The sequence below is a fragment of the Allobosea sp. TAB14 genome (assembly GCF_052113865.1).
In the GTDB taxonomy this organism is placed as follows: domain Bacteria; phylum Pseudomonadota; class Alphaproteobacteria; order Rhizobiales; family Beijerinckiaceae; genus Allobosea; species Allobosea spartocytisi.
The window spans coordinates 1-10,808 of sequence record NZ_JBFRDQ010000234.1 but is presented as its reverse complement, the minus strand read 5'-3'; the positions used below and the strand labels follow the sequence as shown (position 1 = coordinate 10,808).

Genomic DNA, 10,808 nt, shown 5'->3' with positions numbered 1-10,808 from the left:
CCCGCAAGGTCGCCAATGGACGCGCCATCGACACCGGATGGGAAGAGTTCTGAGGCGCACCACGCGCCACGAAMMCAGCATCGCCACAGATCCTAACGGCGCCGAAAGGCGCCGTTTCCTTGAGACATCAACGGCTTGGATCGACCGAGCCCGGCCGCGGAAGACCGCGGCTCTTGCAATGAGGCGCTTCGCGCCTATCTAAGCTTTGTGCCGCCRCAATCATGCCCARCAGGCGCCACCTTCGACAATCATTCTTCATACGGCTTCGACATCGCAGGTTTCGCCAGCGCGTGCTCGTCGTCGAATCCCTGTTCCGCTCACCAGAGCGGGTGCAGGGTTTTCTCATTTTCAGGGAGACCGGACCGATGCAGCTCAGCCAGGTTCTTCAGGCTCTCGGCCAGCTCGCCACCGGCATTGCGCCGCGCAGCCGAGACATTCGCCCGCTCGAGATCGATTTCCACGAGACCGACGCCCCGTCCCCCTTCGAGCAGGCCGCCATCGGCACCTGGAAGACGGAAGACGGCGCCATCCTGATCGATCTGAGGCCGGACGGGCAGTTCCACAAGCAGAAGCCCGAGCTCGGGGCCCGGCATAGCGGACGCTACGCCGTCGATCGCTCGAAGCTCTATTTCGAAGGCGAATCCGGCTGGGTCGCCCTCGGCAAGCTCAAGCGCGGTACGCTCAGCATCGGCGAGAAGCGCTTCCACAAGGCTTGAGGCAACGCCGGACAGGTTAAAAAGGCCGCGCCTTGGAAAGAGGGCGCGGCCTTTTCATTTTTCGATGGTTCGGAGAATCGATCAGTAGCCGACGGTGAAGCGGCGACGGCTWTGAGCCGGCTTTTCCAACTCGTCCACCATCGCCACGGCATAATCCTCGGCCGAGATCGCGCTGTTGCCCTTGGCATCGACCAGGAGCTGGTCCGTCCCCAGACGGAACTTCCCCGTGCGCTCGCCGGGCTGGATCAGCGCCGAGGGCGACAGGAAGGTCCAGTCCAGGCCCTGCTCCGGCTTCAGGAGATCGAGGAACGCGCCGCCCTTCCGGGCTTCGTCGAGATAGGCGGCCGGGAAATCCGGCGTGTCGAAGAGTTTGACGCCCGGCGCCACCTCGAGGCTGCCGGCGCCGCCGACCACGAGATAGCGCTTCACGCCCGACTGCTTCACCGCCGCAAGCAGGGTCTGCGGATCGCTGGCGGAGAAGTGCACGGCGCTGATCACCGCATCATGGCCGGCGAGAAGCTTCGCGAGCCCATCCTTGTCGAAGACGTCGCCCTTGACGGCGGTGACGCCCGGCTTGGCCGCAACCTTCTCAGGATTGCGGACGATGGCGGTCACGGTGTGGCCGCGGGAGGCGAGCTCGGCGAGCAGGCGCGAGCCGATGAATCCGCTGGCGCCGATCAATGCGATTTTCATGACATGGGTTCCTTTTTCCGGTATCTTCTGGATACCTGCATTCCAATGGAACCTATCTGATCACGCCGCGACGTTCCGTAAAGAAGGCACTTTCGCGCGACATGGTCACCTGCCGGAAACCGCCATGCTCAGACGTCCCGACCCTTTTCAGGCCCTCTGCCCGACGCGCCGTGTGCTCGACCGCATCGGCGATACCTGGGCCGTATTGATCCTAATCGCGCTCGACGACGGCACGCTGCGTTTCAACGAGCTGAGACGCCGGATCGAGAACATTTCGCAGAAGATGCTGTCGCAGACGCTGAAGAGCCTCGAACGCGACGGGCTGGTCCGGCGCGAGGTCTTCGCGACCGTGCCGGTCACGGTCGAGTACTCGCTGACCGAACTCGGCCGCACCTTATCACAGACGGTGCATCAGCTCACGCTCTGGGCCGAAACCCATATCGGCGAGATCGAGGAAGCGCAGCAGCGCTATGATCGCGGGCTGACACCATCGGCAAGCGGCCGGGTCCCGCTCCCGCTCAACCTCCCGTGAGCGCGAGCCCGCGATGCCGTTTGGCGTGCTCAGGAGGCTGAGCGGGCGACCGACGACGAAGCGCCGCATCGGCGACCAGAGCGGCTTGTCGGGTTCATCAGCTCCATCCCGATCTCCTGCGGGCGCCGTGGCGAAACCGGGGTCCGACGGTCCTGTTCCGCGAGGCGCTGGCGTTTCCGCCGATTTCGTGTATATGCCCCCCATCCGGACCGAAAAGGCCGRCTGCGCGACGCTTCCACGATGAAGCGCTCGCGGGCTTCGGACCTCGCTGGACGACATCCCGGCCTGGCCCGCCAGATCAACCCGAACACGAGGATATCCCGATGTCGATCACTGCCGAGCGCAAGACCGCGCTGCTTCAGGAATACGCCACCAAGCCGAACGACACCGGCTCGCCGGAAGTCCAGGTCGCGATCCTGACCGAGCGCATCAACAACCTGACCGGCCACTTCAAGTCGCAYGYSAAGGACAACCACTCGCGYCGYGGCCTGCTSAAGCTGGTYTCGCAGCGYCGTTCGYTGCTCGACTATCTCAAGGGCAAGGACGAAGGCCGCTACAAGACGCTGATCGAACGGCTCGGCATCCGCCGCTGATCGAAGGCTGAAAACCGTTTCCGCCCGGTGCATCGCGCTCCGGGCGGCTCCTTTTCGGGCGAGGCCGCCAGGGGCGGCGCGCCTGCCTGCCGCGGCGGCCGCATGGGGCGGCTTTCCCGCGTGACCCGCCGGGCGCCGCAGACGTCCATGGCAGGATCGCCGAGCGCTCGGGCGCACAACCTTTCCCACCCGAGCGTTCCGCCGTCTTGCCCATGGGCCTGAAGGCACCGGACGGGTCGAACCCGACCGAAAGACGAATCACATGTTCGACATCCAAACCGAAGAACTGATCTGGGGCGGCCGCAAGCTCGTCCTCGAGACCGGCAAGGTCGCCCGCCAGGCCGACGGTGCCGTGATGGCCACCTATGGCGAGACCGTCGTGCTCGCSACCGTYGTCTCSGCSAAGGAGCCGAAGCCSGGCTTCGACTTCTTCCCGCTGACCGTSAACTACCAGGAAAAGACCTTCGCGGCCGGCCGCATCCCSGGCGGCTAYTTCAAGCGCGAAGGGCGCCCGAGCGAGAAGGAGACGCTGGTCTCCCGCCTGATCGACCGCCCGATCCGCCCGCTCTTCGTCGAAGGCTACAAGAACGACACGCAGGTCGTCGTCACCGTGCTCCAGCATGACCTGGAGAACGATCCCGACATTCTGGCGATGGTCGCGACCTCCGCCGCTCTGACGCTCTCCGGCGTGCCCTTCATGGGCCCGATCGGCGGTGCCCGCGTCGGCTATATCGACGGCGCCTACAAGCTGAACCCGACCATCGAAGAGATGAAGGACTCGGTTCTCGACCTCGTCGTCGCCGGCACCCAGGACGCCGTGCTGATGGTCGAGTCGGAAGCCAAGGAGCTTCCCGAGGACGTGATGCTCGGCGCCGTGATGTTCGGCCACAAGCATTTCCAGCCGGTGATCGACGCCATCATCCGCCTCGCCGAGAAGGCCGCCAAGGAGCCGCGCGACTATACCCCGGCCGACAACTCCGTGGTTCTGGACGCCGTCCTCAAGCTCGTCGACGCCGATCTGCGCGCCGCCTACAAGATCACCACCAAGGCCGAGCGCTACAAGGCGCTGGAYGCCGCCAAGGCCAAGGTCGCCTCGCTGATCTCGGCCGAGCCGGACGGCAAGACCACCTTCACCAAGGAGCAGGTCAGCGGCCAGTTCAAGGAAGCCCAGGCCAAGGTCGTGCGCTGGACCATCCTCGACGACGGCACCCGCATCGACGGCCGCGACCTGAAGACCGTGCGCAAGATCGTGGCCGAGGCCGGCATGCTGCCGCGCACCCACGGCTCCGCCCTGTTCACCCGCGGCGAGACGCAGGCGCTGGTCGTGACCACGCTCGGCACCGGCGATGACGAGCAGTTCATCGACTCGCTGGAAGGCACCTACAAGGAAACCTTCCTGCTGCACTACAACTTCCCTCCCTACTCCGTCGGCGAGACCGGCCGGATGGGCTCGCCCGGCCGCCGCGAAATCGGCCATGGCAAGCTCGCCTGGCGCGCCATCCGCCCGATGCTGCCGGCGAAGTCGGAGTTCCCCTACACGATCCGCGTCGTCTCGGAGATCACCGAGTCGAACGGCTCCTCCTCGATGGCCACCGTCTGCGGCACCTCGCTGGCGCTGATGGATGCCGGCGTGCCGCTGAAGGCGCCGGTCGCGGGCATCGCCATGGGCCTCATCCTCGAGGGTGAACGCTTCGCCGTGCTCTCCGACATCCTCGGCGACGAGGATCATCTCGGCGACATGGACTTCAAGGTGGCCGGCACTGCGGACGGCATCACCTCGCTGCAGATGGACATCAAGATCGCCGGCATCACCGAGGAGATCATGAAGGTCGCCCTCGACCAGGCCAAGGGCGGTCGCGACCACATCCTCGGCGAGATGAACAAGGCGCTCTCCGCTTCGCGCAGCCAGCTCGGCGAGTTCGCGCCGCGCATCGAGACGATGAAGATCCCGGTCGACAAGATCCGCGAAGTCATCGGTTCGGGCGGCAAGGTCATCCGCGAGATCGTCGAGAAGACCGGCGCCAAGGTGAACATCGAGGACGACGGCACCATCAAGATCGCCTCGGCCGACGGCAAGTCGATCGAAGCGGCGATCAAGTGGATCAAGTCGATCGTCTCGGAAGCCGAAGTCGGCGTGATCTATGACGGCACCGTCGTCAAGATCATGGAGTTCGGCGCCTTCGTGAACTTCTTCGGCGCCAAGGACGGCCTCGTCCACATCTCGGAGCTGGCTCCGCAGCGCGTCCAGAAGGTCTCGGACGTCGTCAAGGAAGGCGACAAGGTCAAGGTCAAGTTCCTCGGCCAGGACGAGCGCGGCAAGATCCGCCTCTCGATGAAGGTCGTCGACCAGGCGACCGGCGAGGACCTGACCGAGAAGCTCAAGGCGCAGCGCGAGGCCGAGAAGTCCCGCGAGAAGCAGGGCGCGGCCGAGTAAGCCGACCCATCACGCGATTCACGTGAAACGAGACGCCCCGCATCGCAGGATGCGGGGCGTTTTGCTTTTCGGTGCGCCGTCATTCCGGACAACCCACGAAGCGGCGACGATCCGGAATCCACCGTAGAGTGGTGCGGTACCTTATGATGGATTCCGGGTCTGCGCTTCGCTTGCCCGGAATGACGGTGGCGGTGTCACCTTTAATAGTCTAGACATATGCCGTTCCATGGAGACCGGTATGTCCGACCACCGCATCGCTTCGCTCGACGATCTCGCCCGCGCCTATCCCGCACCCGTCGCGCCGGCTTCGGGATTCAAGGAGATCGATCATGTCGACGAGAATTATGCAGCGCTGATCGCCGCCTCGCCGTTTTTCGTGCTCGCGACGGTCGGTCCGGAGGGCCTGGATTGTTCGCCGCGCGGGGATCTGCCGGGCTTTGTCACGGTCCGGGACGCGAAAACGCTCCTGATTCCCGACCGAAAAGGCAATAACCGGCTGGATTCATTGAAGAATATCCTGTCCGACGATCGAATCGGAATGCTCTTCCTGATCCCCGGTTGCGGGGAGACATTGCGCGTGAACGGACGCGCTGAGCTATCCTGCAATCCTGGGTTGTGCGCTCGCTTCGAGATGGCCGGAAAGCTGCCGGCGAGCGTGATGATCGTCCATGTCGAGGCGGTCTACTTCCAATGCTCGCGCGCGGTGGTGCGGGCCGAGCTCTGGAACCTGGAGCGGCAGGTCGACAAGCGGACCCTGCCCTCGCCCGGCACGATCCGAACTCACAGCAGCCCTTCGTTCCCGGCCAGCGTCTTCAGGCTCACATCCGGCCGGGCGCCGACATGCGAGATGATCTCGGCCGCGGCCAGCGCGCCGAGGCGCAGGCAATCGCGCGTCTCACGATTCGAGGTCAGGCCATAGAGGAAGCCGGCGGCGAAGAGATCGCCGGCACCGGTCGCATCGACAACGCGCTCGACCGGGAAGACCGGCTCCTCGACGATGCCGTCCGGCGTCACCGCCAGCGCACCCTTCTCCGAGCGGGTCACGACGGCGAGAATGTTCTCGGAACGCAGCCAGGACAGGGCCGTGTCGAAATCCGCGGTCTGGTAGAGGCTCTTCAGCTCGTGCTCATTGGCGAAGACGAGATCGACCATGCGGTTGCGGACGAGGCCGAGGAACTCGTCGCGATAGCGGTCGACGCAGAAGGAATCGGAGAGGGTGATGGCGACGCGCCCGTCACCCTTATGCGCGATCTCCGAGGCCTTGCGGAAGGCCTCCTTCGCCGCCGGCGGATCCCAGAGATAGCCTTCGAGATAGACGATGTCGGCGCTCTCCACGGCGGCTGCATCGACATCGGCGACCGAGAGACCCTGGCAGGCGCCGAGATAGGTGTTCATCGTGCGCTCGCCATCCGGCGTCACGATGATGAAGGAGCGGGCCGTGGCCGGGCCGTCCGCCGCGTCGGCGGTGCCGAAGGCGACGCCGAGCGAAGTCAGGTCGTGCCGGTAGAGCTTGCCGAGCTCATCGGCCTTAACCTTGCCGATGAAGGCGCCCTTGCCGCCGAAGGAAGCGAGGCCCGCAATGGTGTTCGCCGCCGAACCGCCGGAGATGACGCGCGCCGGACCCATTGCCGCATAGAGCGATTCCGCACGCGGCTCATCGATCAGCATCATCGCGCCCTTGGTCAGCTTCTGCGCGATCAGGAAATCCTCCTCGGCCGAGGCGAGGACATCGACGATGGCGTTGCCGAGGGCGAGGACGTCCGTGCGGGTGCTGGTCATGAGCGGTCGGGTCCGGGTTAGGGTCGGCCGGAAAGGCCGAAAGGTTGGTGGCGCCGTGTCGCATCAGCCCGGCAGCGGGTCAAGCCGGGGACATCCGGGAGAGCTTCAATGGCCCGCATCGCGCCGCGCTGCGACCTCGTCGAGGATACCGGCCATGCGGCGCAGATCCTCGGCATCGAGCCCGCCGATCTCGCGRGCGAGACGATTGGCGAAGAGCGTCGCTTCCGCATCGAGCCCCGCCGTGTCGACGGTGACGCGCGGATGAGAGAGGTCGGCGAGGCGCACGAGCTCGTCCGCCTCGTCCCAGATGATGCCGAGGAGGTGGATGGCGCCCTGGATCAGGGTGAAGGTCGGCCGGCCGCGCTTGCCGTGTTCCAGCGCCGAGAGATAGGCCGGCGTCACGCCGAGCCCCTCGGCCATCTGGGCGAGCGTGAGGCCGCGCTGCTGCCGCAGCTCGCGCACGCGCCGGCCGAAGGGCGTCACGGCCCGAACTCCCTGAGCCGCCGCAGGCGTACATAGAGCGCGCCCGAGCCGCCATGGCGCTGCTCGGCCTCCTCGAAGCCCAGCACCAGCGGGCGCAGCTCCGCGAGCCGCAACCAATGCGGCACCATCCGGCGCAGGACGCCGCGCTCCTCGCCGAACAAGGCCGGAGCCGGACCGCCCTTGCCGGTCACGACGAGGCAGATGCGTGTGCCGCGCGCCTGTTCGCGCCGCAGGAAGGCGCAGAGCGCCAGATGCGCCTCGCCCTGGCGCATGCCGTGCAGGTCGATCGAGGCCTCGACAGTTTGCTGCCCGCGCCGAAGCTGCGTGCGCAGGCGGCGCTCGATCGGCGCGAGCGGCGGAGCGGCCGGCGGGGCCGTCTTCGCCGCGGACATGCTTGCAACGACAAGAACGGAGGTCTCCGTCGACGCGGGCGCTACGGGCGGCGGAGCGGACTCGGGCTCCACGGGCGCACGGCCCGGCAACGGTTTGACCGAGCGCGCCACCTGTCGCCAGAGCGCGATATCGGCCTCCGTCAGCGTCTTGCCCCGGCGCGACCGCATCTCAGCGCGGCCAGAGCACGGTGAAGGAAACGGGATGCCGGATCAGCCCGGCGCGGTGTCCGGCGGCAGCGCCGGAACCGACGAAGAGATCCATGCGGGCCGCGCCGAGGATGGCGGAACCGGTGTCCTGCGCGACCACCAGCCGGGCGAGATGCGCGTCGCCTCCCTCGCCATCGGGGATGGTCGCATCGATCCAGACCGGCAGGCCATAGGGCCAGATATTGCGATCGATGGCGATGCTGCGCAGCGGCGTCAGCGGCAGCCCGGCGCCACCGATGGGCCCGGCCCCGGCCGGCAGGTCGTCGCGGCGGGTGAAGAAGACGAAGGAGCGGTTGAGGCGGATGAGGTCGCGCGCGAAACCGGCATCGGCCTTCAGCCGGGCGACGAGGCGGTCCATGGTCATCTGCTCAGGCGGGATATTCTCGCGCTGGCTGAGTACGCGACCGAGCGAGGTATAGGGCAGGCCGTTGCGACCGGAATAGGTGAGCCGCGTCACCGAGCCGTCTGGCAGGCGCACGCGGCCGGAGCCCTGAACCTGCAGCACGAAGCGATCGACGGAATCGCGCAGCCAGAGGATTTCGAGTCCTTGCCCGTCGAGCGCGCCGGTCTCGATCGCAGTGCGGTCGGGGAAGGGTTCGAGGTCGTCACCGGTGCGGCGGGCGGCCGAGAGAGCCTTGTCGAGGCCGGGCCAATCGTCGCCGGACTGGCGCGTCACCAGATCCTTCGGGCGGTCGTAGAGCGGGGTCGGGAACGCGTCGGAACGCGTCAGCGCGCCCTCGAATTCCGGCTCGAAATACCCGGTCATGAAGCCAGTTTCCGCATCGGCCGGGCGGATGCGCCAGAAGCTGAAATTCCGCTCGAAGAAATCGCGCGCCTGCTCGGCGCTGACGGGACCGGCCGCAGCCAACGCCTTCGCCTTCTCGCAAGCGGCATCCAGCCCATCCGGCAAGGGCACCGCCTGGCGCAATGGCGGGTCCGCCATGCAGCCCTGTGCGAAGATGGCAAAAGCCCTGGCCTGATCGTCCTGCCGCCAGCCGGCGATCTCGCCCGGCGACAGCGGTTCGGCGCGGGCGCCGTCCGGAAGAGGAAAAGGCGAAGCCAGAGCCGTCATGACAGGAAAAGAAGAGGCCGCCAGCAGCGCGAGCGCGGCCGCGGCGACACGGATCACGCGCCGGCTTCGGTGGCGACGAGAAGCCAGTTGGGGTCCCTGCTGCCAAGCTGGCGCGAGAAGGTCCAGATGTCGTTGACCTCCGAAACCTGATCGGCGCTGCCGTCGACGACGGCGCCTTGCGCGTCGCGCGTCGCGCTGATGAGCTGCGAGACGAAGGCGATCGTCACCTGGGCCGCCTTGCCCTTGACCTCGACCGCGGTCAGATCGGCCTTGTCGATCGAGACGAAGTTGGATTCCGCTTTCTCGTTGCGCTTCTCGCGCTCGGTGATGGCCTGCTCGAAGCCGTCATAGACCTCCTTCGCCAGCAAGCCCTTCAGCATCTTGCGATCGCCGCGGGCGAAGGCCGTGACGATGGTCTCATAGGCGGATTTGGCACCTTCGACGAAGGCGCGCGGATCGAAATCCGGCTCTTGCCGAATGATCGCGTCGATGCCCTGACCGATCGGCGAATCCGGCGGGGCGATGTCCTTCCAGCGCTCGGCCGCCGGGACCGGAACCGCGGCGGGGTCGTTGGCCGCGCCCGGCAGACGGATGACATTGTCGCGCTTGTCGGACGATTGCGCCTGGTCCGGCCGCACCGGCGGCGCCTCGCGACGAATGAAGGGATCCTTCGGCGGCTGCTCGTTGCCGGTCTTCTGACCGAGGACAGAGCGCAGCTTCCAGGCGACGAAAACGGCCAGAGCCAAGAAGACCAGAGTCGTTATGTCGAAGGAATTTTGCATTGAAGGCTGACCCGCGGCTCCCCGTATTGTCATGGTTCTAACCGCTGCCAGATCGCCGGCGGCGGGCCGTCACCACAGTGATATGGTGAGACAGGCTCGTAACATCCACCCCCCGGCTTGTGAAGGCGACTTCTTGTGCCGTTCTCGTGTCCATGATAGCCGACGCGCGCGTCGCCCCGGAGGCGGAGCGCAATCTCGAATGCCCAAGGAGGCGCGGGATTTCCCGAGACAGCCTGCCAGAACAAGATGGGACCGATGGCCAACGAACTTCCCAACGGCAACGGCGCCGGCGCCGCTGATACGGCTCCGAGCCTCAATGCCCTGATCCAGTACACCAAGGATTTCTCCTTCGAGAACCCGAAGGCGCCGCGCGCGCTCGCCCAGCAGGACGCCCAGGCGGGCCCGCAGATGTCGCTGCAGGTCAATGTCGGCACGAGCAATATCGGCGGGATCGATTACGAGACCGTGCTGAAGCTCGAGGGCAAGGCCGAGCTCAACGGCGAGACGCTGTTCGCCTTCGACCTGAGCTATGCCGGCGTCTTCCGGCTGCAGAACATCCCCGAGGAGCACATCCACCCCGTGCTGGTGATCGACTGCGCGCGCCTGCTCTTCCCCTTCGCGCGCCAGATCATCGCCGAAGCGGTGCAGAATGGCGGCTTCCCGGCCTTCTACGTGCCGCCGATCGATTTCGCGGCGCTCTATCAGCAGCAGGTTCAGGGTCAGCCCAGCGCCGCCAATTCCTGAGCGTCGGCACTCCCCACGCCAACAGAAAGGGCCCCTCGCGGGCCCTTTTTCGTTTGTTGCGGATGATTGTTGCCCTTGCGAAGGGTCTGGCCCCTCGCCATGTCGGATGCGCATCTGGCGGACGCCCCAATCGGGACGCCCGCCTTTTCCTTATCCGATGGAGACCCGATGGACGCCCTTATGACGCTTGCTTCCGACCCCGCCGTATGGGCCGCGCTCGGAGCATTGATCGCCATGGAGGTCGTGCTCGGCATCGACAACCTGATCTTCATCTCGATCCTGACCAACAAGCTGCCGGAGCATCAGCGCTCGAAAGGCCGCAAGATCGGCATCGGACTCGCGCTCATCCTGCGGCTCGCACTGCTCAGCACGGTCGCGATC

General features: G+C 66.2%; 12 protein-coding genes and 1 pseudogene. 7 read left to right on the top strand and 6 right to left on the bottom strand.

The genetic code is table 11. The features are described 5' to 3' along the window. Positions 1 to 365 precede the first annotated feature (365 nt). Entirely contained in the window at positions 366 to 716 is a 351-nt protein-coding gene (locus AB4Y99_RS24800) for an Atu4866 domain-containing protein (RefSeq protein WP_038359458.1), read from the top strand. Positions 717 to 797: 81 nt separating this feature from the next. Here AB4Y99_RS24800 and AB4Y99_RS24795 read toward each other — a convergent pair whose 3' ends face one another. Beyond that, positions 798 to 1,409, bottom strand: a complete 612-nt coding sequence (locus tag AB4Y99_RS24795) for an NAD(P)-dependent oxidoreductase (RefSeq protein WP_441525189.1) — start codon at positions 1,407 to 1,409, stop codon at positions 798 to 800. Positions 1,410 to 1,533: 124 nt separating this feature from the next. Here AB4Y99_RS24795 and AB4Y99_RS24790 point away from each other — a divergent pair, with 124 nt between their 5' ends. From AB4Y99_RS24790 to AB4Y99_RS24775, 4 genes and pseudogenes are all read left to right on the top strand, one after another. Then, positions 1,534 to 1,941 carry a winged helix-turn-helix transcriptional regulator gene (locus AB4Y99_RS24790; protein ID WP_051987561.1) on the top strand — a complete coding sequence of 136 codons (408 nt, stop codon included), beginning with the start codon at positions 1,534 to 1,536 and terminating at the stop codon, positions 1,939 to 1,941. A 323-nt stretch (positions 1,942 to 2,264) separates the two neighbouring features. Further along, positions 2,265 to 2,534, top strand: a complete 270-nt coding sequence (rpsO, locus tag AB4Y99_RS24785) for a 30S ribosomal protein S15 (RefSeq protein WP_441525188.1) — start codon at positions 2,265 to 2,267, stop codon at positions 2,532 to 2,534. Positions 2,535 to 2,796: 262 nt separating this feature from the next. Beyond that, positions 2,797 to 4,968: a polyribonucleotide nucleotidyltransferase gene (gene pnp / locus AB4Y99_RS24780; protein ID WP_038359465.1), complete on the top strand. Its 2,172-nt coding sequence runs from the start codon at positions 2,797 to 2,799 to the stop codon at positions 4,966 to 4,968. Between the two features lie 226 nt (positions 4,969 to 5,194). Next, a pseudogene (locus AB4Y99_RS24775) lies at positions 5,195 to 5,695 on the top strand (MSMEG_1061 family FMN-dependent PPOX-type flavoprotein); the annotation flags it as partial. A gap of 53 nt (positions 5,696 to 5,748) precedes the next feature. On the opposite strand, the gene AB4Y99_RS24770 reads toward AB4Y99_RS24775, so the two are convergent. From AB4Y99_RS24770 to AB4Y99_RS24750, 5 genes are all read right to left on the bottom strand, one after another. Next, positions 5,749 to 6,747 (bottom strand): adenosine kinase, encoded by a 999-nt coding sequence (locus AB4Y99_RS24770; protein WP_112765086.1) that lies wholly within the window; start codon positions 6,745 to 6,747, stop codon positions 5,749 to 5,751. Positions 6,748 to 6,852: 105 nt separating this feature from the next. After that, positions 6,853 to 7,230 (bottom strand): helix-turn-helix domain-containing protein, encoded by a 378-nt coding sequence (locus AB4Y99_RS24765; protein WP_038359477.1) that lies wholly within the window; start codon positions 7,228 to 7,230, stop codon positions 6,853 to 6,855. Continuing rightward, positions 7,227 to 7,622 carry a Smr/MutS family protein gene (locus AB4Y99_RS24760; protein ID WP_318652318.1) on the bottom strand — a complete coding sequence of 132 codons (396 nt, stop codon included), beginning with the start codon at positions 7,620 to 7,622 and terminating at the stop codon, positions 7,227 to 7,229. The genes AB4Y99_RS24765 and AB4Y99_RS24760 overlap by 4 nt, the downstream gene beginning before the upstream one ends. 169 nt (positions 7,623 to 7,791) lie before the next feature. Continuing rightward, positions 7,792 to 8,958: a murein transglycosylase A gene (mltA, locus tag AB4Y99_RS24755; RefSeq protein WP_441525187.1), complete on the bottom strand. Its 1,167-nt coding sequence runs from the start codon at positions 8,956 to 8,958 to the stop codon at positions 7,792 to 7,794. After that, the gene (locus tag AB4Y99_RS24750; RefSeq protein WP_038359484.1) at positions 8,955 to 9,683 is read right to left on the bottom strand and encodes a Tim44/TimA family putative adaptor protein; all 729 of its coding nucleotides are present in this window, start codon (positions 9,681 to 9,683) and stop codon (positions 8,955 to 8,957) included. The genes mltA and AB4Y99_RS24750 overlap by 4 nt, the downstream gene beginning before the upstream one ends. Before the next feature lie 255 nt (positions 9,684 to 9,938). On the opposite strand from AB4Y99_RS24750, the gene secB reads away from it, so the two are divergent. Further along, positions 9,939 to 10,427, top strand: a complete 489-nt coding sequence (secB, locus tag AB4Y99_RS24745; protein ID WP_038359486.1) for a protein-export chaperone SecB — start codon at positions 9,939 to 9,941, stop codon at positions 10,425 to 10,427. Positions 10,428 to 10,595: 168 nt separating this feature from the next. Next, positions 10,596 to 10,808, top strand: a 213-nt coding sequence (locus AB4Y99_RS24740; RefSeq protein WP_441525186.1) for a TerC family protein, incomplete at its 3' end; no start/stop codon positions are given.

Bases quoted from the DNA above. Each gene is read 5' to 3' on its own strand.
- AB4Y99_RS24750 (WP_038359484.1), bottom strand. From the start codon at position 9,683: ATGCAAAATTCCTTCGACATAACGACTCTGGTCTTCTTGGCTCTGGCC.
- secB (WP_038359486.1), top strand. From the start codon at position 9,939: ATGGCCAACGAACTTCCCAACGGCAACGGCGCCGGCGCCGCTGATACG.
- AB4Y99_RS24760 (WP_318652318.1), bottom strand. From the start codon at position 7,622: ATGTCCGCGGCGAAGACGGCCCCGCCGGCCGCTCCGCCGCTCGCGCCG.
- AB4Y99_RS24800 (WP_038359458.1), top strand. From the start codon at position 366: ATGCAGCTCAGCCAGGTTCTTCAGGCTCTCGGCCAGCTCGCCACCGGC.
- AB4Y99_RS24770 (WP_112765086.1), bottom strand. From the start codon at position 6,747: ATGACCAGCACCCGCACGGACGTCCTCGCCCTCGGCAACGCCATCGTC.
- AB4Y99_RS24790 (WP_051987561.1), top strand. From the start codon at position 1,534: ATGCTCAGACGTCCCGACCCTTTTCAGGCCCTCTGCCCGACGCGCCGT.